At 67.0% G+C, this 22,074-nt stretch carries 23 protein-coding genes; 12 read left to right on the forward strand and 11 right to left on the reverse strand.

From position 1 onward, the window contains the following. Nucleotides 1-10: 10 nt before the first annotated feature. Complete coding sequence (locus BT264_RS26690; protein ID WP_072442345.1) at nucleotides 11-502, reverse strand: hypothetical protein; 492 nt, start codon at nucleotides 500-502, stop codon at nucleotides 11-13. A 369-nt stretch (nucleotides 503-871) separates the two neighbouring features. Here BT264_RS26690 and BT264_RS26695 point away from each other — a divergent pair, with 369 nt between their 5' ends. After that, a complete protein-coding gene (locus BT264_RS26695) occupies nucleotides 872-1,549 on the forward strand; it encodes a LuxR C-terminal-related transcriptional regulator (protein WP_072442505.1) in 678 nt (225 codons plus the stop codon). A gap of 30 nt (nucleotides 1,550-1,579) precedes the next feature. Here the strand turns inward: BT264_RS26695 and BT264_RS26700 are convergent, their stop codons facing one another. Beyond that, the gene (locus BT264_RS26700) at nucleotides 1,580-3,133 is read right to left on the reverse strand and encodes a methyl-accepting chemotaxis protein (RefSeq protein WP_072442347.1); all 1,554 of its coding nucleotides are present in this window, start codon (nucleotides 3,131-3,133) and stop codon (nucleotides 1,580-1,582) included. Nucleotides 3,134-3,385: 252 nt separating this feature from the next. Here BT264_RS26700 and panE point away from each other — a divergent pair, with 252 nt between their 5' ends. From panE to BT264_RS26740, 8 genes are all read left to right on the forward strand, one after another. Continuing rightward, entirely contained in the window at nucleotides 3,386-4,333 is a 948-nt protein-coding gene (gene panE / locus BT264_RS26705; protein ID WP_072442349.1) for a 2-dehydropantoate 2-reductase, read from the forward strand. Nucleotides 4,334-4,602: 269 nt separating this feature from the next. After that, on the forward strand, nucleotides 4,603-5,562 hold the full coding sequence (locus BT264_RS26710) for an AraC family transcriptional regulator (RefSeq protein ID WP_072442351.1): 960 nt from the start codon (nucleotides 4,603-4,605) through the stop codon (nucleotides 5,560-5,562). 118 nt (nucleotides 5,563-5,680) lie between these two features. Next, the gene (locus tag BT264_RS26715; protein ID WP_072442353.1) at nucleotides 5,681-6,619 is read left to right on the forward strand and encodes a substrate-binding domain-containing protein; all 939 of its coding nucleotides are present in this window, start codon (nucleotides 5,681-5,683) and stop codon (nucleotides 6,617-6,619) included. A gap of 62 nt (nucleotides 6,620-6,681) precedes the next feature. Further along, the gene (locus BT264_RS26720) at nucleotides 6,682-8,202 is read left to right on the forward strand and encodes a sugar ABC transporter ATP-binding protein (RefSeq protein WP_072442507.1); all 1,521 of its coding nucleotides are present in this window, start codon (nucleotides 6,682-6,684) and stop codon (nucleotides 8,200-8,202) included. Beyond that, the gene (locus tag BT264_RS26725; protein WP_072442354.1) at nucleotides 8,189-9,202 is read left to right on the forward strand and encodes an ABC transporter permease; all 1,014 of its coding nucleotides are present in this window, start codon (nucleotides 8,189-8,191) and stop codon (nucleotides 9,200-9,202) included. Before BT264_RS26720 ends, BT264_RS26725 begins: the two co-directional genes overlap by 14 nt. A 46-nt stretch (nucleotides 9,203-9,248) precedes the next feature. Then, nucleotides 9,249-10,337 (forward strand): alcohol dehydrogenase catalytic domain-containing protein, encoded by a 1,089-nt coding sequence (locus BT264_RS26730; protein ID WP_072442356.1) that lies wholly within the window; start codon nucleotides 9,249-9,251, stop codon nucleotides 10,335-10,337. Nucleotides 10,338-10,366: 29 nt separating this feature from the next. Beyond that, the gene (locus tag BT264_RS26735; protein ID WP_072442509.1) at nucleotides 10,367-11,914 is read left to right on the forward strand and encodes an FGGY-family carbohydrate kinase; all 1,548 of its coding nucleotides are present in this window, start codon (nucleotides 10,367-10,369) and stop codon (nucleotides 11,912-11,914) included. Beyond that, a complete protein-coding gene (locus BT264_RS26740; RefSeq protein WP_072442358.1) occupies nucleotides 11,911-12,669 on the forward strand; it encodes an SDR family oxidoreductase in 759 nt (252 codons plus the stop codon). The genes BT264_RS26735 and BT264_RS26740 overlap by 4 nt, the downstream gene beginning before the upstream one ends. Before the next feature lie 95 nt (nucleotides 12,670-12,764). Here BT264_RS26740 and BT264_RS39355 read toward each other — a convergent pair whose 3' ends face one another. From BT264_RS39355 to BT264_RS26760, 5 genes are all read right to left on the reverse strand, one after another. Further along, a complete protein-coding gene (locus tag BT264_RS39355; protein WP_165948077.1) occupies nucleotides 12,765-12,908 on the reverse strand; it encodes a hypothetical protein in 144 nt (47 codons plus the stop codon). A 195-nt stretch (nucleotides 12,909-13,103) separates the two neighbouring features. Further along, on the reverse strand, nucleotides 13,104-13,688 hold the full coding sequence (locus tag BT264_RS26745) for a nucleotidyltransferase family protein (protein WP_072442360.1): 585 nt from the start codon (nucleotides 13,686-13,688) through the stop codon (nucleotides 13,104-13,106). A gap of 102 nt (nucleotides 13,689-13,790) precedes the next feature. After that, nucleotides 13,791-14,429: a M15 family metallopeptidase gene (locus BT264_RS26750; RefSeq protein WP_072442362.1), complete on the reverse strand. Its 639-nt coding sequence runs from the start codon at nucleotides 14,427-14,429 to the stop codon at nucleotides 13,791-13,793. Nucleotides 14,430-14,638: 209 nt separating this feature from the next. Continuing rightward, complete coding sequence (locus BT264_RS26755; RefSeq protein ID WP_072442511.1) at nucleotides 14,639-15,034, reverse strand: type II toxin-antitoxin system VapC family toxin; 396 nt, start codon at nucleotides 15,032-15,034, stop codon at nucleotides 14,639-14,641. Then, the gene (locus BT264_RS26760; protein WP_034180481.1) at nucleotides 15,031-15,270 is read right to left on the reverse strand and encodes a type II toxin-antitoxin system Phd/YefM family antitoxin; all 240 of its coding nucleotides are present in this window, start codon (nucleotides 15,268-15,270) and stop codon (nucleotides 15,031-15,033) included. The genes BT264_RS26755 and BT264_RS26760 overlap by 4 nt, the downstream gene beginning before the upstream one ends. A 203-nt stretch (nucleotides 15,271-15,473) precedes the next feature. On the opposite strand from BT264_RS26760, the gene BT264_RS26765 reads away from it, so the two are divergent. After that, nucleotides 15,474-15,896: an ACT domain-containing protein gene (locus tag BT264_RS26765; RefSeq protein WP_034180480.1), complete on the forward strand. Its 423-nt coding sequence runs from the start codon at nucleotides 15,474-15,476 to the stop codon at nucleotides 15,894-15,896. 79 nt (nucleotides 15,897-15,975) lie between these two features. Here BT264_RS26765 and BT264_RS26770 read toward each other — a convergent pair whose 3' ends face one another. From BT264_RS26770 to BT264_RS26780, 3 genes are read right to left on the reverse strand one after another with little or no spacing between them, the layout of a single operon-like run. Beyond that, nucleotides 15,976-16,659 carry a Fe2+-dependent dioxygenase gene (locus BT264_RS26770; protein ID WP_072442365.1) on the reverse strand — a complete coding sequence of 228 codons (684 nt, stop codon included), beginning with the start codon at nucleotides 16,657-16,659 and terminating at the stop codon, nucleotides 15,976-15,978. Then, entirely contained in the window at nucleotides 16,656-17,411 is a 756-nt protein-coding gene (locus tag BT264_RS26775; protein WP_072442367.1) for a tetratricopeptide repeat protein, read from the reverse strand. The genes BT264_RS26770 and BT264_RS26775 overlap by 4 nt, the downstream gene beginning before the upstream one ends. 3 nt (nucleotides 17,412-17,414) lie before the next feature. Further along, nucleotides 17,415-19,652, reverse strand: a complete 2,238-nt coding sequence (locus tag BT264_RS26780) for a TonB-dependent receptor (RefSeq protein ID WP_072442368.1) — start codon at nucleotides 19,650-19,652, stop codon at nucleotides 17,415-17,417. A 312-nt stretch (nucleotides 19,653-19,964) separates the two neighbouring features. Between BT264_RS26780 and BT264_RS26785 the strand changes: the two genes are divergently transcribed. Next, a complete protein-coding gene (locus BT264_RS26785) occupies nucleotides 19,965-20,204 on the forward strand; it encodes a FitA-like ribbon-helix-helix domain-containing protein (RefSeq protein WP_072442370.1) in 240 nt (79 codons plus the stop codon). Continuing rightward, complete coding sequence (locus tag BT264_RS26790) at nucleotides 20,201-20,620, forward strand: type II toxin-antitoxin system VapC family toxin (RefSeq protein WP_072442372.1); 420 nt, start codon at nucleotides 20,201-20,203, stop codon at nucleotides 20,618-20,620. Before BT264_RS26785 ends, BT264_RS26790 begins: the two co-directional genes overlap by 4 nt. 130 nt (nucleotides 20,621-20,750) lie before the next feature. On the opposite strand, the gene BT264_RS26795 is transcribed toward BT264_RS26790, so the two are convergent. Further along, complete coding sequence (locus BT264_RS26795) at nucleotides 20,751-22,046, reverse strand: aspartate carbamoyltransferase (protein ID WP_072442374.1); 1,296 nt, start codon at nucleotides 22,044-22,046, stop codon at nucleotides 20,751-20,753. Nucleotides 22,047-22,074 lie beyond the last annotated feature (28 nt).

Here is a 22,074-nt window from a genome sequence, read left to right on the forward strand (position 1 = left end):
CGCCGCCCGGTCAGGCCGGCCGTTCGAAGCCCGATGCGACCCAGCGCTCGGCACTGGCCTTGCTGAGCTTGAACCCGGCCGATACCTTCGCGTCGGCCAGCAGCTCGCCGTACGGATCGAACGCCTTGAGTTGCGCGTACGGCTCGAACTCGTCCGGCACGATGTCGAGCGTCACCGACACATCCTGCCCGTCCTCGCCCTGAACCGTCACTTCCTTGTGCAGCATCGCGCGCCGCTGCTGCTCGTGCCGCATCAGCACCTCGGTCGCGGTCTTCACGAGCGTGCGGAACGCGTTCGCGTCCATCGGCTTCGGGTTCTTCTTGTCGCGGCCCATGGTCCACGGCCCGACGAGCGCGGGTTCGGACTCGCCGTCCTTGATCATCTCGACGGCCCAGCCGTCGTCGTCTTCGTTCTTGATGATGCGGGCGGTCCAGCCGTTGTCGCGCCAGAGGCCGTCTTCGTGGATGGAGGTGTCGTCGGATTGCAGGTCGGATTCGGTCATGGGGAAAGCTGGGAGTACGGGCAGCCGGAGTATGGGCAGCCGGCAAAAGGGCAGTGGTGCGCGGCCGTCGTCGGCGCGTCGCTCGCCGCCGGGTGCCCGGAGTGGCATGCAAACGCCGCAATTTTACCTGCTGGCCGGCCGCAAGGGCTCAATGCCGGCCGTCCGGCCGATGCCAGGCATCTGAACCGACGCAAATATCAAACTCGTATTACGTCTCCGGCGGCCAATCCCGATGCCGTCCGATATCCCGCCCGCGCGCGGCTTCATAGAATCGATCTTCGGGATAAAAATATCCCGGACATCCTTTCAACGCCAAACCGGCCGCGCGCGTTCCGCGCCGCGCGGCCGGTGAACCACCTGGAACTGCGCATGAGGAAATTCAATGTTCGCATCGTTTTCGCGTACGACTGGCCGTTGACGCTGGCCGGCATCGAGCAGATCGCCGGCAGCGCCTGCGCCATCGAGCTCGTCGCGGTCTACCGGAGTGCGGCCGAGCTGGTCGCGTCGCTCGGCGGCGTCGACTGCGACATCGTGCTGGTCGATTATTCGATCCGCGGCGACGAGCAGATGGACGGCCTCGCGCTGTTCGACTGGCTGCGGCGCACGCGCCCGAACGCCGGAATCGTCGCGCTGGTCGGCAACGAGAACCCGCTGATCTTCCGGTCGATCCTCGCGATCGGCGGCGTGAGCATCGTCAGCAAGTTCGACGAAGTCGGCCATATCGTCACGGCGATCCATTCGAGCTACAGCGGCGGGCGCTACCTGTCGCCGTGCGTCAGGCGCGCGGTCGATGCGATCGGCGAGCGCGGCGAGGCGCCAGTGAAGCTGTCGGCGCGCGAGATCGAGGTGATTCGTCTGTATCTGTCGGGCGTGTCGATCAAGACGATCGCGCAGCGCCTGAGCAAGGGCAAGCAGACGGTCAGCGCGCAGAAGATCAGCGCGATGAAGAAACTCGGCGCGAACAACGACGTCGAGCTGATCCAGCGGGCGGCCGGGCTGGGGCTGGGCATCGGTGCGGCCGCGCCGCGGGCCGGCGGCGCGGCGTGAGCGGGCGCGTGCGGTGCCGTGCCGGCGCCGTCAGGCCGGCAACGCGAACCGCGTGACGGCGTCGCGCAGTGCTTCGGCCTGATCGCGCAGCGAATGCGCGGCGGCCGCCGCCTGTTCGACGAGCGCCGCGTTCTGCTGCGTGACCTGGTCCATCTCGCCCACCGCGCGATTGACCTGCTCGATCCCGGCGCTTTGCTCGCGCGACGCATGGCTGATTTCGTCGAGGATCTCGTTCACGCGCCGCACCGACTGCACGAGCTCGGCCATCGTCTCGCCCGCGTGCGTGACGAGCGTCGCGCCGTGTTCGACGGTCTCGTTCGACGACACGATCAGCGACTTGATCTCCTTGGCGGCCGTCGCCGAGCGTTGCGCGAGCGAGCGCACCTCGGCCGCGACCACCGCGAAGCCGCGGCCCTGTTCGCCCGCGCGCGCGGCTTCGACGGCCGCGTTCAGCGCGAGGATGTTGGTCTGGAACGCGATCCCGTCGATCACGCCGATGATGTCGCCGATCTTGTGCGAGCGGCCGGTGATCTCGTTCATCGTGCGCACGACGTCGTCGACCACCGCGCTGCCGCGCGTCGCGACCTGTGCGGCCTGGCCGGCGAGCGATGCGGCCTGCGCGGCGCTGTCCGCGTTCTGCTTCACGTTCGCGGTCATCTGGTCCATGCTCGACGCGGTCTGCACGAGCGCGGCCGCCTGTTCCTCGGTGCGCTGCGACAGGTCGGTGTTGCCGGACGCGATCTCGCTCGCGCCGACGTTGATGTTCTCGGTGCCCATCCGCACGCGCGACACCATGTCGATCAGCCCGCCCTGCATCGTGTGCAGCGCATGCAGCAGGCTGCCGCGATCGTCCTGCTTCACGGCGACACGCGCGGTCAGGTCGCCCTGCGCGATGCGCTGCGCGGCGTCGAGCGCAACCTCGAGTTCGCCGCCGAGGCTCGCGCGCACGCTTTTCAGCACCAGCACCATCACGGCGGTCGCGATCGCGCCGAGCACGGCCGTCATCGCGAGCCAGCGGCCGATGCTCGCGAGCACGGCCGAGTGCACGTCGTTCATGTACATGCCCGTCACCAGATACCAGTCCCACGGCGCGAAACGCTGCACGGCGCTGGTTTTCTCCTGCGGCTTGTCGGCGCCCGGCTTCGGCCACAGATACTCGACGAAGCCCTTGCCGCCTTCCAGGTTGCCGGCCTTCACGATCTCGACGAACAGGTGCTTGCCGTTCGGATCGGTGAAATTCGACACGTCCTTGCCGTTGAGCTCGGCCTTGATCGGATGCATCACGATCGCGGGCTTCGAGTCGTTGACGGAGATGTAGCCGTCGGCGCCGTAGCGCATCGCGGCGATCGCCTCGAGCGCCTTCTGCTTCGCGTCCGCTTCCGGCATCGCGTTTTGCTGCGACAGCTTGTAGTAATGGTCGGTCACGCTCGCGGCCTGCGCGACCAGCGCGGCAAGCTGATCGCGGCGGTCCGCGATCATCGATGTGCGCGTCTGCCACGCGCCGAGCCCGGCGATCACGAGCAGGCCGAGCCACAGGATGACGATCATCGAGGCGAGTTTCTGATTCAGCGAAAGGTTGCGCATGGTATGTGGTCGGTCAGTCGAGGATGCTCGCCGGAACGGCGTGACGGGGTAAGTGTCTTGACGGCAGGCGACGCGCGTCGCCGTAGGCGGGAAATCCCTTAGAAATGGTGCGGTCGCTCATGCCGTCGACGTGGGCACGGGTATCTATGCATATGCATAACGGGGCATGGCTATACTGTCGGAGCGATTGCGCGCGCCGGGCGCCCGGGCGGGCGGCGGCGCGGCGCCGAATGAAACCGAAAGGAGGCAACGATGCGAATTCTGGTGGTAGGGGCCGGCGCGGTCGGCGGATACTTCGGCGGCCGGCTGGCCGCGGCGGGGCGCGACGTGACGTTTCTGGTGCGCGACGGCCGCGCGGCCGCGCTGGCGCGCGACGGGCTGCTGATCCGCAGCCCGCGCGGCGACCTGACGCTCGCGAACGTGCAGACCGTGCGCGCGGGCGATGCGGGCGCCGGGGTCGCACCGTTCGACCTCGTGCTGCTGAGCTGCAAGGCGTACAGCCTCGACGACGCGATCGCGTCGTTCGCGCCGTTCGTCGGCCCGCAAACGCTGATCCTGCCGATGCTCAACGGGATGCGTCACCTCGACGTGCTGCGCGACCGGTTCGGCGCCGCGCAGGTGCTCGGCGGGCTGTGCGTGATCGCGGCCACGCTCGATCGCGAGCAGCGCATCGTGCACCTGAACGACACGCATGGCGTGTCGTTCGGCGAACTCGCCGGCGGCGAATCGCCGCGCGTGCGCGCGGTGGCCGACGTGCTCGGCGGCGCGGGCTTCGACGCGACGCTCAGCGACGACATCGCCGCGCGGATGTGGGAGAAGTGGGTATTCCTCGCGACGCTCGCCGCGAGCACGTCGCTGTTCCGCGGCTCGGTCGGCGACATTCTCGCCGCGCCGGACGGCCGTCGCCTGCTCGAGACGATGCTCGGCGAATGCAGCGCGATCGCCGAACACAATGGCCACCGGCCCGACCCTGCGGCGATCGAGCGGATGCAGCGGATGGTGCTGACGCCGTCGCCGCTGACCGCATCGATGCTGCGCGACGTCGAGAACCATGCGCGCGTCGAAGCCGATCACGTGATCGGCGACCTGCTCGCGCGCCGTGACCCGCAGGCGGCCGATGCGCTGTCGCTGCTGCGGATCGCATACAACCACCTCAAGGCGTACGAGGTGCGCACGGCGCGCGAGCACGCAGCCGCGTAAGCCATCGGCGCGCGCATCGCACCGACCCGGCGGTCGCCGCCCGGTGCCGTTGCGCGCTGCACAAATTTGCTGTCCGGCGCCGTTTACGGCCGGAAAGCGCAAAAAAGTATCGGAAATCAGGCGTAAAGTTGGTGGAGCCGCGCGCGCGATCGACCTACATTGCTTCCCATGCGACCGGTCGCGTCGCCGCACGAAATACGAGAAACACGCGGCGCACGAGCGAACAGCCGAACAGGCCGGCAGCGATACATGGGAATGGAGACGCCAACATGATGCATCCCGATCTCGAAGTGGTCGAAGTGCGACGCGACGAGTCGTTCAAGGTCTGGTCGCACGGTTACCCGTATCGCACGATCCGCTGGCATTTCCATCCCGAATTCGAACTGCACCTGATCGTCGCGACGCGCGGCAAGTATTTCGTCGGCGATCACATCGGCTCGTTCGGCCCCGGCCATCTCGTGCTGCTCGGCCCGAACCTGCCGCACAACTGGGTCAGCGACATGGCCGAAGGCGAAACCGTCGAGCGCCGCAACCTCGTGATCCAGTTCGCCCCGGCGTTCGTGCGCCGCTGCATGGATGCGTTTCCCGAATGCCGCGATGCGCAGGCGCTGCTCGACGACGCGCGGCGCGGCGTCGGCTTCGACGATGCGACCAGCGCCGCGATCGCACCGCTGTTCGACGAACTGCTGGCCGCGCGCGGCATGCGCCGCATCGCGCTGTTCATCACGATCCTCGAACGGCTTTGCGGCGCCGACGAGCGCACGCTGCTCGCGAGCCCCGCATACGACCAGGCGGACGTCACGCCGACGCGGCTCAGCCACGCGCTGTCGTATATCGGCAAGAACCTCGCATCCGAGCTGCGCGAGTCCGAACTCGCGCAACTGACCGGACAGAGCGTCAGCGCATTCTCGCGCGCATTTCACCGCCACACGGGCATGCCGTTCGTCCAGTACGTGAACCGGCTGCGGATCGAATCCGCGTGCCAGATGCTGCTTGCCGACGACGCGAACATCACCGACATCTGCTTCCAGGCCGGCTTCAACAACGTATCGAACTTCAACCGCCAGTTCCGCTCGGTGAAGGGGATGGCGCCGTCCGAATTCCGTGCGCTGCAGCGCCTGAACGCGCGCAGCCGCGAGCTTGCGCTGCACGCGGCGCCCACCGGCAATCCGATGCCGCCGCGCGTGCTGACGCCCGGCGCGCCCGAACTCGCGCCGCAGCCCGGATGATCGCCGGGCCGCCGCCCGCCTGAACTTTCCACACCGTTTCACCCGGCCGATCGCGTCGCTCACGTCGCGAGGGGCTCGTTCAACCTCGAAAAAGCCGCACATAAATGGAGACACCGTCATGACGCACGCATCGCCCGCTTCATCATTCAGCCGCGCCGCCCGGATGGCGGCCCTCGCCGCGTTCGCGGCCTTGCTGCCGGCCGCCGCCGCGCATGCCGCACCGCTGCGGATCGGCATGACGTTCCAGGAACTGAACAACCCGTATTTCGTGACGATGCAGAAGGCGCTGAACGATGCGGCCACGTCGATCGGCGCGCAGGTCGTCGTGACCGATGCGCATCACGACGTCAGCAAGCAGGTGAGCGACGTCGAGGACATGCTGCAGAAGAAGATCGACATCCTGCTCGTGAACCCGACCGATTCGACCGGCATCCAGTCGGCGATCACGCAGGCGAAGAAGGCCGGCGCGGTGGTCGTGGCCGTCGATGCGAACGCGAACGGCCCGGTCGATTCGTTCGTCGGCTCGAAGAACTACGACGCGGGCGTGATGTCGTGCGAATACCTCGCGAAGGCGATCGGCGGCAGCGGCGAGGTCGCGATCCTCGACGGCATTCCGGTCGTGCCGATTCTCGAACGCGTGCGCGGCTGCAAGGCCGGGCTCGCGAAATTCCCGAACGTGAAGCTCGTCGACACGCAGAACGGCAAGCAGGAGCGCGCGACCGCGCTGTCGGTCACCGAAAACATGATCTCCGCACGTCCGAACCTGAAAGGCATCTTCAGCGTGAACGACGGCGGCTCGATGGGCGCGCTCGCGGCGATCGAGGGTTCCGGCAAGGACATCAAGCTGACGAGCGTCGACGGCGCGCCCGAGGCGATCGCCGCGATCCAGAAACCGAACTCGAAGTTCATCGAGACGACCGCGCAGTTCCCGGCCGACCAGGTGCGCATCGCGCTCGGCATCGCGATCGCACGCAAGTGGGGCGCGACGGTGCCGAAGGCGATTCCGGTCGACGTGAAGGTCGTCGATCGCAGCAATGCGAAGGGCTTCAGCTGGTGAACGACGTGCGATGCGACGCGAAGGGTGGCGGCATGGCCGGCGCCCTTCGCACGGAGAAGCCGATGGAAACGATACTCAGGCTCAGCCACATCACGAAAAGCTTTCCGGGCGTGAAGGCGCTGTCCGACATTCACCTGGACATCGCGCGCGGCGAGATCCATGCGCTGCTCGGCGAGAACGGCGCGGGCAAGTCGACGCTGATGAAGATCCTGTGCGGCATCCATCAACCGGATGCCGGCACGATCGAAATCGACGGCACCGCACGTCATTTCTCGAACTATCACGAGGCGGTCGCGGCGGGAGTCGGCATCGTGTTCCAGGAATTCAGCCTGATCCCGCACCTGGACGCCGTCGACAATCTGTTCCTCGGCCGCGAGCTGCGCACGCGCTGGGGCGCGCGCGACCGGGCACGGATGCGCCGCGCGGCGGCCGCGATCTTCGCGCGGCTCGGCGTGTCGATCGATCTCGATGCGCCGATCCGTGCGCTGTCGGTCGCGCAGCAGCAGTTCGTCGAGATCGGCAAGGCGCTGTCGCTCGACGCGCGCATCCTGATCCTCGACGAACCGACCGCCACGCTCACGCCGGCCGAGGCCGAGCACCTGTTCGCGATCATGCGCGAGCTGAAGCGGCAGGGCGTCGCGATGATCTTCATCTCGCATCACCTCGACGAGATCTTCGCGGTGTGCGACCGCATCACGGTGCTGCGCGACGGCCAGTACGTCGCGACGACCGACGTTGCGCGCACGGACGTCGAACAGCTCGTGCGGATGATGGTCGGCCGCCGGATCGAAAGCAACTTTCCGCCGAAGCCCGCGCTGCCGGCCGACGCGCCGGCCGTGCTCGAAGTCGATGCGCTGCAGATCGAGCGCGACGGCCCGGTGAACCGCTTCGCGCTGCGGGCCGGCGAGATCCTCGGCTTCGCCGGGCTCGTCGGTTCGGGCCGCACGGAAACGGCGCTCGCGGTGATCGGCGCGACGCGTGCGTACCGCAAGGACGTGCGCGTGCGCGGCGCGGCGGCGAAGCTCGGCGATCCGGCCGACGCGCTGCGCTCGGGCATCGGCATCCTGCCGGAAAGCCGCAAGACGGAAGGGCTCGTCACGTCGTTCTCGATCCGCGACAACATCTCGCTGAACAACCTCGGCAAGTACCGGTCGATGCGCTGGCTGATCGACCGCCGTAGCGAGGCGCGCGCGACGCACGACGTGATGCGGCGCGTCGGCGTGAAGGCGCCGTCGATTCATACCGAGGTCGCGACGCTGTCCGGCGGCAACCAGCAGAAGGTCGTGATCGCGCGCTGGCTGAACCATCACACGTCGGTGCTGATCTTCGACGAGCCGACGCGCGGCATCGACGTCGGCGCGAAAGCGGAAATCTACGGGCTGATGCGCGAACTCACCGCGCGCGGCTACGCCATCATCATGATCTCGTCCGAGCTGCCGGAAATCGTCGGCATGTGCGATCGCGTCGCCGTGTTCCGGCAGGGCCGCATCGAGGCGACGCTCGAAGGCGACGAGATCGATCCCGACACGGTCATGACCCATGCCACGGCCGGCACGCGAGGAGCGACCCATGAACCTGCCTGATTCTTCTTCCACGCCTTCCACCACGCTCGCGGCCAACGCCGGAAACGGCGATGCGCCGCCGCCCCGCGCGATGTGGGCACAGTTGCGGCGCTCGACGCTGTTCTATCCGCTCGTCGGCCTCGTCGTCGTGTGCATCGCGATGATGATCGCGAGCCCGAGCTTCCTGTCCGCCGCGAACCTCGAGAACGTGCTGCGTCAGGTATCGATCAACGCGATCATCGCGGTCGGCATGACCTGCGTGATCCTGACGGGCGGGATCGACCTGTCGGTCGGTTCGGTGATGGCGCTGTCGGGCACGCTGGCGGCCGGGCTGATGGTCGCGGGCGTCAATACGGTCGCCGCGCTCGCGATCGGCATTGCGGTCGGCTTCGGGTTCGGCTTCCTGAACGGCGTGTTCGTTGCGTTCGCGGGGATGCCGCCGATCATCGTCACGCTCGCGACGATGGGCATCGCGCGCGGCCTCGCGCTGATCTATACGGGAGGTTATCCGATCGACGGGCTGCCCGACTGGGTTGCGTTCTTCGGCAGCGGCAAGGTGCTCGGCATCCAGGCGCCCGTGCTGATCATGCTGGTGGTCTACGCGATCGCGTGGCTGCTGCTCGATCGCATGCCGTTCGGCCGCTACGTGTATGCAATCGGCGGCAACGAGCAGGCGACGCGGCTCACCGGCGTGCGCGTCGCGCGCGTGAAGCTGATCGTCTACACGCTGGCCGGGCTCACGTCGGCGCTCGCCGCGATCGTGCTGACGGGCCGGCTGATGAGCGGGCAGCCGAACGCGGGCGTGGGTTTCGAACTCGACGCGATCGCGGCCGTCGTGATGGGCGGCACGTCGATCTCAGGCGGGCGCGGCGCGATCCTCGGCACGCTGGTCGGTGCGCTGCTGCTCGGCGTGCTCAACAACGGGCTGAACATGATCGGCGTGAACCCGTATGTGCAGAACGTGATCAAGGGCGGAATCATCCTGCTCGCGATCTACATCAGCCGAGAACGATCGCGGTAATGCGCGATCGATCAGATATCCGAATCATCAACGAAAGAGAAAAATCATGACGACACCCGAAGCCCAGCCGCGGATGACCGCGGTCGTCTGCCACGGCCCCGAGGACTATCGCGTCGAACAGGTCGAGAAGCCGCGCCCCGGCGCGAACGAACTCGTGATCCGCATCGTCGCGTGCGGGATTTGCGCGAGCGACTGCAAATGCTATACGGGCGCGAAGATGTTCTGGGGCGGCCCGAACCCGTGGGTGAAGGCGCCCGTGATTCCCGGCCATGAATTTTTCGGCTACGTCGAGGCGCTCGGCGACGGCGCGGCCGAGCATTTCGGCGTGGCGTTGGGCGACCGCGTGATCGCCGAGCAGATCGTGCCGTGCGGCAAGTGCCGCTATTGCAAGTCGGGGCAGTACTGGATGTGCGAGGTGCACAACATCTTCGGCTTCCAGCGCGAGGTCGCCGACGGCGGGATGGCCGAATACATGCGCATTCCGCCGACCGCGATCGTCCACAGGATTCCGCTCGGCGTATCGCTCGAGGATGCCGCGATCATCGAGCCGCTGTCGTGCGCGATCCATACGGTGAACCGCGGCGACGTCCAGCTCGACGACGTCGTCGTGATCGCGGGCGCGGGCCCGCTCGGGCTGATGATGACGCAGGTCGCGCACCTGAAGACGCCGAAGAAACTCGTCGTGATCGACCTGATCGACGAACGGCTCGAACTCGCGCGCGAGTACGGCGCCGACGTGACGATCAACCCGCAGCGCGACGATGCGCGCGAGATCGTCCGCGCGCTGACCGACGGCTACGGCTGCGACGTCTACATCGAAACGACCGGCGCGCCGGTCGGCGTGAACCAGGGGCTCGACCTGATCCGCAAGCTCGGCCGCTTCGTCGAATTCAGCGTGTTCGGCGAGGACGCGACCGTCGACTGGTCGATCATCGGCGATCGCAAGGAACTCGACGTGCGCGGCGCGCACCTCGGGCCATACTGCTATCCGGTCGCGATCGACCTGCTTGCGCGCGGGCTCGTCACGTCGAAAGGCATCGTCACGCACGGTTTCGCGCTCGAGGACTGGGACGACGCGATCCGCGTCGCGAAATCGCCCGAATCGATCAAGGTGCTGCTGAAGCCGGCCCGCTGACGGCCGGCGTGCGCCTCACCGGAGACATCATGGAATACGTCATAGGCGTCGACATCGGCACGCAGAGCACCAAGGCGCTGCTCGTCGACCGGCACGGCACGATCGTCGCGCGGCGCTCGGCCGGCTACCAGCCCGATACGCCGCGCCCGCTGTGGGCCGAGCAGTGGCCGCAGGTGTGGTTCGACGCCGTGCTCGAATGTATCGCCGGCTGCGTGAGCGACGCGCGCGCGCAGGGCGTGCCGGCCGATGCGATCCGCGCGGTGTGCGTGAGCAGCCTGTACGGCGGCTCCGGCATTCCGGTCGACAGCGACATGCGGCCGGTCCATCCGTGCCTGATCTGGATGGACCGGCGCGCGACCGCGCAAGTCGACTGGGTCGGCGAGCACGTGAACGTCGAGCGGCTGCGCGTGATCACGGGCAACGGCGTCGACAGCTACTACGGCTTCACGAAGATGCTGTGGCTGCGCGACCAGCGGCCGGACGTGTGGGCGAACGTGCGCTATTTCCTGCCGCCGAACGCGTACGTGATCTACCTGCTGACCGGCGAAGTCGCGGTCGATCACAGCTCGGCCGGCAACATCGGCGGCGTGTACGACGTCGCGCGCCGCGAGTGGTCCGACGACGCGCTCGACATGCTCGGCATTCCGGCGACGATGATGCCCGAGCGGCTCGTCGATTCGACGGAGATCGTCGGCGGGCTGCTGTCGCAATGGACCGAACAGCTCGGGCTGCCGGCCGGCACGCCCGTCGTCGCGGGCGGCGTCGATGCGGCCGTTGCAACCTTCGCGGCCGGTGCGACGCGCACCGGGCAGCATGTCGCGATGATCGGCACCAGCATGTGCTGGGGCTATGTGAGCCGGCACGTCGATGCGCGGCACGGGCTCGTCAGCATGCCGCACGTGTTCGACGGGCAGCGCGACCTGTACGTGTTCGGCGGTGCGATCACGGCCGGCGCATCGGTCGCGTGGTTTCGCGACCAGTTCTGTCATGCCGAAATCGATGCGGCACGCCTGCTGCCGCACGGCGATCCGCACGTGCTGCTCGAGGAAGCGGCCGAAAGTGTGCCGGCCGGTGCCGACGGCGTGCTGTTCCTGCCGTACCTGATGGGCGAGCGCAGCCCGGTGTGGGATGCGAAGGCGAGCGGCGCGTTCGTCGGGCTGAGTCTCGCGCATACGCGGGCGCATCTTTATCGCGCGGTGCTCGAAGGCGTCGCGTTCGCGTTGCGGCACAACATCGAGGCCGGCCGCCGCGGCGCGGTGGTGCTGGACGACCGGCTGATCGTCGTCGGCGGTGCCGCGCATTCGGCGCTGTGGATGCAGATCATCGCGGACGTGACGGGCTTTCCGGTGTGGACGATCGAGCAGGACGTCGAAGCCGCGATGGGGGCGGCATTGCTCGCGGGTGTCGGGGCGGGGCTCGTGTCGCACGACGACGCGCAGGGCGGTTGGGTCACGCTCGTCGAGCGCGCGCGACCCGATGCCGAACGTGCGCGAGCGTATGCGGTGCGCTTCGGGCTTTACACGGCGCTGTATCCGGCACTCAAGCCGATCATGCACGAGCTGCACACATCATCATGAAGACACGATTCGATTTCAGCGGTTCGCGGATGCTCGTCACGGGCGCATCGAGCGGCATCGGGCGCGCATGCGCGGTTGCGCTGGCGCAGGCAGGCGCGCAGGTCGTCGCGGCAGCGCGCGACATGGCCGCCCTAGATGCACTGGCCGGCGAGACTGCATGCGATACGTTGCGCATCGATGTCGGTGGCGACGAACACGCGATCGATGCCGCGCTCGCCGCGCACGATGCGTTCGACGGCCTCGTCAATTGCGCGGGGATCGCGTCGCTCGAACCGGCGCTCGACGTCAGCGCCGGGCACTTCGACCGCGTGATGGCCGTCAATGCGCGCGGCGCGGCGCTCGTGGCGCGGGCGGTTGCACGGAAGATGATCGTGCGCGACGGGCGCGGTGCGGTGCATGCGCGGGGCAGCATCGTCAACGTATCGAGCCAGGCCGCGCTTGTCGGCTTGCCCGCGCATCTGAGCTATTGCGCGTCGAAGGCGGCGATGGACGCGATCACGCGCGTGCTGTGCATCGAGCTCGGCCCGCACGGCATTCGTGTGAACAGCGTGAACCCGACCGTCACGCTCACGCCGATGGCGCAGTTCGCGTGGAGCGAACCGGAGAAGCGCGCGCCGATGCTGGCGGCGATTCCGCTCGGGCGATTTGCGGAGCCGGACGAGGTCGTCGAGCCGATCCTGTTTTTGCTGAGCGACGCGGCGTCGATGATCAGCGGCGTGTCGCTGCCGATCGACGGCGGGTATACGGCGCGATAGGCCACGTCATGCGGCGACGCGCGACGCGCGGCCGGTTGCCGTCGACCGCGCATGACGGGAAATAGGGGCGAATGTGCGGAACGGCCGACGCGCGGCTAGACCGGGTCTTTGCTCGGCGGTCCGTCCGGTTGCTGCGGGTTGTCGTGGTGATGACCCGGCGGCGACGACAGCGGGTCGTCTTCCGGATCGCGGTTCGGGTCGGCCGGTGGTTCGGGCGTCGGGGTCGTGTGGTCGGTCATGGAGGGCTCGTGCAATGCGTGACGGCGGCGGCGCGGTGGGTGCGCCTCGTCTCCGTTATAGGCAATCGGGCGAGCGTTTGCTGCGGGATTCTCGCGGCGGCTTGTCGGTCGTCGGTGAAATCCATGAATTCACGATTGTCGATCGTCGGGCGGGATCTTGTACTGCAATGCATTGCGTGGTCCGCGCGAGCGCGGTCAGCGCAGATCCTGCGGCGTGTCGACATCGCGCAGGATGCCGGGATCGTCGACGTCGAGCAGTTTCACCGGTGCGCTGGCGAACAGCGCGCGCGCGCCCGTGTCGCCGTCGAGGGCGGCGAGCGCATCGAAGTGGTGCGCGGCGAAGCCGACCGGATGGCCGCGCACGCCGCGATGCGCAGGCGCGACGATCGACGCATCGTCGGCGTCGAGCGCGCGCGTGACGGCTTCATAGGTCGATGCCGCGATCCACGGCATGTCGCCGAGCGCGACGAGCCAGCCGTTCGAATCGGGCGTGGCGCGCACGCCGGCTGCGAGGCTTGCGCCCATGCCGCGCGACGCGTCGGGTGCATAGACGACCTGGCAACCGGCTTCGTTCAGCAGGATCGCGAGTTTTTCGGCGCCGGGACGCACGACGGCGATCACGTCGGCCGTGGCCGCCGCGAGACGGTGGGCGGCCGCGACCGCGACCGGCGTGCCGTCGGGAAGCCGCGCGAGCAGCTTGCTGTGCAGGCCGCTTGGATCGAAGCGTTGACCGAGACCGCCGGCGAGCAGGACGCCGGTGACGAGTGACGCGTAGGACATCGGCGCGGGGGGAGTGAGACAGGTGCTGCGATTGTGCGGGAGCGGGCGGGGATCGGCAAGTGAGGATGTTACCGAGTCGCGCCCGTCAAGTCGGAAAGACTGTCATCGCGCACCTTCGTCGAGCATGTTTTCCTCGACGGGGCCGTAAATCGCGTGCGATTCCCGCTGCATGACGGCCCAATAGCGGTCGCCGAACGACCAGTGCCACCATTCGGACGGGTAATTCGTGAAGCCGGCGCCGGTCAGGGCGGCGATCAGTACGTGGCGGTTGCGCGCGGCCGTACGGCTGATGAATGCGTTGTGCGTGTAGCACGGCCCGGACGATTCCTGGTCGGTGGCGTCGAGTATGCAACCCATGTCGAGCTCGGCGCCGTCGGCGGACATCAACGTCAGGTCGACGGCAGCGCCGGTCGGGTGACCCGCGACCTCGGGTGGCGCGACGTAGTGGCTCGCGAGTTCGTACAGCGCGTCGTCGGACGGCAGCGGATTCAGCGTCGCACGCAATTGCGCGAGATGGCCGGTGAAGTATTCGCGCTGAAGCGAGAGCGGACGATAGCCTTCCTTCACGTAAAGGCGCAGGCCATCGGGGAGCGTGTGCGCGGCGGCAACCAGCCGTTCGGCGACACCGCTGCGTACCTTCAGGAAATGCGGACTCGGGTTCGAAACGACGCTGCGCGAGAGGTCGACGGCGATGCGTTCATCGAACGTGGCGAGATCGACGAACCCTTCGTGCGACTCCATCAGGGCGATCGACCGGACAACGGGATCGGAGAGCGGTATCACGATGGCGAGTGAGGTGGCGCGATGACGGTTGCGGGCCGTGAGCGGGCCGCCCGGGACGCGTGCTCCGCCGCAGGTGGCCGATCCTGGTCATTTTGGTCAGACGAATCGCCAATATGCCAGAGTCCGGCGGAGGATGCGCTGCGGTTTGACCCGTGGGCGGGCGACGCTTACCAGAGCGTCTTTACGTGCGCGTAAGCGCGGATTTTTTCGTCGCGGGTGACGAGCGGTGCGCCGAGCCGCCGCGCGGTGGCGACGATCATCCGGTCGGCCGGATCCTTGTGGAACGTGCCGGGTAGCGCAGTGGATTTCGCGGCGATGTCGGCGTCGACGGGCACGAAGCGCATGCCGTCGATCTGCGCGACGGTGGCGAGCCACGCGTCGACATCCATCGTCAGTGCGAGACGGTCGTTGCGCACCAGCATCGCAATCTCCCACGCGGAGATCGTGGATGCGGCGAGTGCGCCTTCGCCCCGCGCGCGGTCGATCGCACTTCGCGCTTTCTTGCTGAGCGAAGGATCGCCCGCCACCCACCACACCAATGCATGCGTATCCAGCACGATCACCGCGACGCCTCCCAATCATCTTCCGCAATCGGATCGACAGGATTGTCGTAGCGCATGACCGAGCCGCGCAATATGTCCAACGGCTGAGCCTCGCGTGCGTGATACGGCCGGATCTCGAGCGTCGGCTTGCCGTGATCGGTGACGATCAGGCTTTCGCCCGACGACTCGACGAGCCGGAAGTATTCGAGTGCGCGAGCCTTGAATTCGGATTTCGAAACGGGAGCGTGCGGCATCATGATATGAGCATGGTCATTTGACGATGGTCATTTTATGGCGGTGCGGCGGAGGAAGGCAAGTCGCGAGGTCAGGCGTCACCCGATGCATGCAAAGCGCGACAGGGGTGTCGATGCTGGGGGCCGGAAGACGCTGTGCGCCTTGCTCGCGTGCTTGCTGTGACCTAGATTTTTTCTATCGGGGTTCTCAGGCGGGAGGGACTGCCATGGAACTGAGCGTAGAACGTGTCGATGTCTGGGCGGCGACCATCGAGGACAAGCCGGGCGGCCTCGCGACAGTATTAAGCGCGCTGCGGACTGCCGGCGCAGACTTGCAGTTCATCGTTGCACGCCGCACATCGGAGACGCCGGGCAAGGGCGTCGTGTTTGTCGCGCCACTGCAGGGAGACGCGGTGATTCGCGCGGCCACGCAGGTGGGGTTCAGCGTCACCCCGAGCGTTCACTCCGTCCGCGTAATGGGTTTGGATCAAATGGGCATCATCGGGCAACTGGCCCAGATGCTCGCGGACGGCGCGATCAATCTCCGTGGCGTCTCGGCCGCCGTACTGGGTTCCCAGTTCATTGCCTATTTCGCGGTCGATTCGGCGGACGATGCAGACAAGGCGATCGATCTCCTGCAGCGGGCATAAGGCGGCTGTGTTGGACGGTGGACTGGCTTGGCCGAAAGGGGGCACGCGTTTCAGGACCTTGCGGGCCCCGCCAGATGGCTCAGGCATCCGCCCACCGTCTCAGCAGGTTGTGATAGATCCCGGTGAGCGCGATCACGCCCCGGTCGTGCGCACCTTTGTCCGCGGAGAGCTGCTGAATCTGCGTATCGAGCTGGAACAGCAGCGTGCGGTCGGCATCGTCGCGCACCATGCTCTGGATCCAGAAGAACGACGCGACGCGCTCGCCGCGCGTAACGGGCGTCACGTGATGCAGGCTCGACGCCGGATACAGCACGAGATCGCCGGCCGGCAGCTTCGCGCGATGCACGCCGTAGGTATCCTCGACACACAGCTCGCCGCCGTCGTACGCATCGGGTTCCTCGAGAAACAGCGTCGCCGACAGATCGCTGCGCACGCGGAAATCCGTGCCGCGCAGCAGCCGGATCGCATTGTCGACGTGCGTGCCGAACGTCTCGCCGCCTTCATAGCGGTTGAACAGCGGTGGAAACACCTTGAGCGGCAGTGCCGCCGAAAAGAACAGCGGATGGCGCGCGAGCGCATCCTGGATCGCGTCGCCGACCGCGCGCGCGGCCGGCGAGCCTTCCGGCAATTGCCGGTTGCGTTTGGCAAGCGCCGACTGTGCGCCGGACGTCGCGTTGCCGTCGACCCAGTCGGCCGCATCGATCAGGTCGCGGCATTGCGCGACCTGCGGCTTGGTCAATACGCCGGGGATATGAAGCATCATGATGCGGATTCCATTGCATGCGGCGGCAGTTGCAGCGCCGCCGAGCGAAGCGCGTCGATCGGCGACGACGCGAGATACGCGCGCATCTTCGCGATGAACGCGGGCGTTGCGGTGGCCGGCACGCGCGCGAGCCAGACGAGCGCTTCGTCGATGCGCCCGCGCTCGGCGAGCAGCCGCGCAAAGTTGAACTGGCCGCGGAAGTCGCCGGCAACGGCCGCGCGGCGATAGTGGTCGAACGCGGCGTCGTGGTCGACCGGCACAGCCCAACCGTCCTCGTAGAAGCCGCCGATCAGGTTGATCGATTTCGCATGACCGAGCGCAGCCGCGCGGCGGAACCAGTCGAGCGCGTCGGCGCGGTTCTCGTCGACGCCGTTGCCGAGCGCGAGCGCCGTCGCATAGTTGTACATGCCCCAGTCGAGCCCCGCCTGCGCGGCGAGCCGGTACCAGTACACGGCGACCGGCGCGCACGCGGCGGTGCCCCAGCCGAACTCGTAGCAGCGGCCGAGCATGTTCATCGCCATCGGGTGGCCGGCCCGCGCGGCGTGCCGGAACCAGCCGAACGCGGCAGCCGGATCGCGCGCGACGCCATGGCCGTCGAGCAGGTACTGCCCGTAGACGGCCTGCGCATCGACGATGCCGTTGTCGGCCGCCGCCGCGACCCACGCGGCGGCGCGCTCGGGCGGCCCGGCCAGGATATTGGCGAACTCGCGCGGCGATACCGACGCGAGCGCCTTCAGCGACACGGACTCCATCGATCAGTAGCGCGCGTTCAGCGTGACGAACGCCGAGCGGCCCGGTGCGATCGACGCGTAGTGCGCCGGATACGCCTGGTCGAAGTACGTGCGGTTGAACAGGTTGTTCACGTTCAATTGCAGGTCGAGCTTCTTGTTGATCCGGTACTGCGCCATCGCATCGAAGCGCCAGTACGACGGCACGGCGCGCAGGTTCGCGGGGTCGCCGAATACTTCCGACATGTAGAACGCGCCGCCGCCGACCGTGAACTTCGGCGTCACGTCGTAGTTCGACCACATCGTGAGGCTGTGCTTCGGCGTGTTCGGGAAGCGGTTGCCGTTGTTCGCCGCATCCTTGCCGTTGTCGCGCAGCGCGCTCTTCATGTACGTATAGCCGCCGAACACCTGCCACTGCTTCGTGATCTGCCCTGCGACGCCGAGCTCGAGACCCTGCACGCGCTTGTTGCCGACCATCGCGTACTGGTTGTTCGGCAGCGTCACGCGCGCGTTCGTCGTGTCGATCTGGAACAGCGCGGCGGTCAGCGCGAGCTTGTCGTTCAGCACGTTCCACTTCGTGCCGAGCTCGATGCTGCGGTTCTTTTCCGGTGCCATCTGGTCGGCGTTCGGGCCGACGCCGCCGCGGCCCGGCGTGAGCGACTGCGTTTCGCTGCCTTCGCCGAGCAGCATGCCCGCCGGCGTCGACGAAGTCGCATACGACGCGTAGATGCTGCCGTTCTGCGCGGGCTTGAACACGAGGCCGGCCTGCCAGTTCACGAGCGTGTCGTCGCGCGTATAGGTTTTGCTGCCGTTGGCCCTGGTGTCGGTGAAGCGGGTCGAGTAGTCGTCGACGCGCACGCCGGCATTGACCTGCCAGCGCGGCGTGATCTCGATCGTATCGAAGCCGTAGATCGACTTCGTCGTGGTGCGGGCATGCGCGTAGTCGTTGTTGCGCGTGATCGAGCCGGCCCACGGATCGTTCGGGTTCGGCGACCAGAGGCTCGTGCAGTTGTAGCCCGATGCCGCGCCAATGCCCTTCTGGCAGATCTTGCCGTTATCCGTCGCGACGTTGTACGTGTCGCGCTTGCCCCATTCGCGTGTCAGCTCGATGCCGGTCGTGAAGCTGTGCTTGAACGGGCCGGTGCGGAATTCGCCGAACAGCTCGGTCAGGTTCGCGATGCTGTTGATCGAGCTGTTGCGGTTGTTGTTGCGGCGCCAGACCTTGCCGTTCACCACGTTGCCCTGGCTGTCGTCGGGCTGCGTCCAGATGTAGTCCTGCGTCGATTCCGTGTAACGCGTGGTGTTGCGGATCGTCAGCGACGACGTGATGTCGTGCTCGATCTTGATCGTGCTGATGTCCGACGTGGTCTTGCGGAAGTCGCGGTCGATCAGCCCGTAGAAGTTGTGGCGATCGACGTTTGCCGGGCCGTCGGTGACGCCCTTCGGGATGTTGAAGCCGTAGACGTACGGAATGCCGCCGTCCGGCATGTCGTCGGTCGACAGGTGGTAGTAGCTCGCGGTCACGCGCGTCGGCGTGCCGAGGCCGAACGCGATCGACGGCGCGACGCCCCAGCGCTCGTTGTTGACGGCGTCGCGGCCGGCGACGTCGTTGTTGTGGCTCATCAGGTTCAGGCGGAATGCGGCGTGATCGGCGAACTGCCAGTTGCCGTCGGCCGTGAAGCGGCGGTAGCGGTCGGTGCCGAGGCCGGCGCTCGCACTGGCCGTCGTGCCGAGGTGCGGGGCCTTCGTGATCAGGTTGATGCTGCCGCCGGCGCCGCCGCGGCCGCCGTACGCGCCGTCGGAACCCTTGGTGATCTCGACGCGTTCGGTGTTGAAGATCTCGCGCGTCGTGGCGCCCGTGTCGCGCATGCCGTCGACGAACATGCTGCCCTGCGTGTCGTAGCCGCGGATGAACGGACGGTCGCCGAGCGGGTTGCCGCCTTCGCCGGCGCCGAACGTGATGCCGGGCACGGTGCGCAGCGCTTCGGTCAGCGTCGACGCGCCGCTGTTCCGGATCAGTTCCTGCGGAATCACGGTGACGGATTTCGGCGTGTCGACGAGCGGCGCGGTGAATTTCGCGGAAGCGGAAAAGTCGGCCTTGTAGCTGTGCTCGGTCTTGCCCTGGATCTCGATCGGCGCGAGATGGCCTTCGGTGCTGGACGGGGGCGGCGGCGGCGCGCCGTCGGCGAATGCAGGGCTCGCGGCGAGCACGCTGCACAGGGTGGTGAATTTGCCGAGCTTCAACTCGTCGGAACGGGACTTCATGGTGCGCTTGGACCTCGCGATGTGGCCCCGGGGGAGATGTGCTACGGAAATGTGCATGCCGCCGGGAATTATTACGATTTGTTTTCAGCCGGCATTCTATGTAATTTTTTGTTGAATGAGAAGCGTTCTTGTTTGTGTTTGTAAGGAGATTGTTGACGAATGTTATGGGGTGGTTGGGACGTGAGGAGTGGCCGAATAGCTAGATATGACGGGCTCGTCGGGCCGGGTAGAGTGGCTGTGTCGTGATTGACTTGGTGTGACAGCAAGGTGCTAATATGACTGCATTGAAAGCAATTCAATGCGAGGCGCATCATGCCGGTGATCACCGTTCGAAATTTGCCCGATGAAGTGCATCGCGCGCTTCGGGTTCGCGCGGCCCAGCACGGGCGCAGCACCGAAGCTGAGGTACGTGACATTCTCGAGCAGGCCGTCCTGCCGGGTGGGCGGCTCAAGCTGGGAACGTTGCTGGCGGAAATCGGGCGGGAGGCTGGAGGAGTCGATTTCGACGTCCAGCGCGACAAGACGTCAACCGATCCGATGAGCTTCGAATGATCCTTGTTGATACGAATGTCATTTCCGAACCGCTGCGACGCGAGCCGAGCGCGACCGTGATCGAGTGGCTCGATGCCCAGAACGTCGAGACGCTGTTTCTGGCTGCAATCAGTCTCGCGGAGATGCGATTCGGCGTGGCTGTATTGCCGGAAGGGCGCAGGCGCGAGTGGCTGCATCAAAGCATCGAGCGACGTGTCGTGCCGCTGTTTCGAGGCCGAATCCTGCCGTTCGACGATGCGGCGAGCAAAGCGTATGCGAGCCTTCGGGCTCGGGCCCGCGTCGCAGGTAGCGCGATCGCGCCTGTCGATTGTTTTATCGCCGCCACGGCCGAGGCGAACGGCCTGATCGTGGCCACGCGCGATGTCGCGCCGTTCGAGGCGGTGGGGCTTCGCGTGATCGATCCGTGGGCGCGGTAGCGCCCGGTTTCTGGCACCCATCACCTGCGCTGGAATTGGAAACGCGCCGTGCAACACGGCGCGTTCTGCGTCAGGCAAGCGCGCCCGGCCCGTGAAGCGATGGCGGGCGGGCGCGAGCCCCCGGCGCGACTTAATCGATTCCGTGAAACACCGCGTCCTCCGGCCCGAGATAAGCCGGCGGGCGCCACGTCGCGTCGCGCATCGAATGCTGGACGAGGTTCTCGACGCCGAGCAGCACCGCGAAGATCGCCATCCGCACCGGAATGCCGTTGTCGGTCTGCCGGAAGATCGCGAGGCGCGGGTCGCGGTTCAGGTCGACCGACAGGTCGTTCGCGCCCGGCCGGCTGTCGCGCGGCAGCGGGTGCATGATCAGCGTGTCGGGCTTGCAGACCGAGTCGACGAGCGCCTGGTTGATCTGGAAATCCGGCGTATAGCCTTCGAACGATTCGTCGGTGAAGCGCTCCTTCTGGATCCGCGTCGCGTAGACGACGTCCGCGCCGCGCAGCCCGGCCGCGAGGTCGGTCGTCTGTTCGACCACATGGCCGTTCGTCGAGATCTGGTCGACGATGTAGGCCGGCATCTCGAGCATCGGCGGCGACACGAGCGTGAACTTGAGCCCGCGGTACAGCGCGAGCAGCTTGACGAGCGAGTGCACGGTGCGGCCGTACTTGAGATCGCCGACCAGCGCGATGTGCGCGCCGTCGACGATCTTGCCCAGCCGCGAGAACTCGCGCTGGATCGTATAGAGATCGAGCAGCGCCTGGCTCGGGTGCTCGCCGGGGCCGTCGCCGCCGTTGATCACGGGCAGGTTGGTCGCGCGCGCGAACTCGGCCACCGAGCCTTTCTCCGGGTGGCGGATCACGAGCGCGTCGACGTAGCCGGCCATCACGCGGCTCGTGTCGTAGATCGATTCGCCCTTGGCCATCGACGAGAACGTGAAGCCCGTCGTGTCGCACACCGAGCCGCCGAGCCGGCAGAACGCCGCGCCGAACGATACGCGCGTGCGCGTGCTGGCCTCGAAGAACAGGTTGCCGAGCACGGCGCCTTCCAGCACGCGCGAAATCTTGTGGCGCCGCGCGATCGGCTGCATCACGTCAGCCACGCGAAACAGTGCCTCGACCGATTCCCGCGAGAACTGGTCGACCGACAGCAGTTGCGGTTTGCCTTCGAACAGGAATTGCTTCGCGAGCCCCTGGTTGTCTACGCTTTGCGTATAGACCCCGCCTTCCGGTGCCGAACGCTCGACGATTTCCGACACGAAGCGCTCGACGATCTCGGGCATCCCGCGCGATTCCTGCGAATCGTCGGGCAGCAGCCAGGTATCCAGTGCGCGCCGGCTGACGCCGATTCGATTGGCGAACGCTTCGCGAGTCATGTTGAGGCGGCGCATCGCGTCGCGGAGGAAGGCTTGCTGGGGAACGGTCATCGGCGGCTCCTGGCGGAAAATATACGCG

It is taken from the genome of Burkholderia sp. NFPP32, from assembly GCF_900119325.1.
GTDB classification, from domain to species: Bacteria; Pseudomonadota; Gammaproteobacteria; order Burkholderiales; family Burkholderiaceae; genus Burkholderia; species Burkholderia pyrrocinia_C.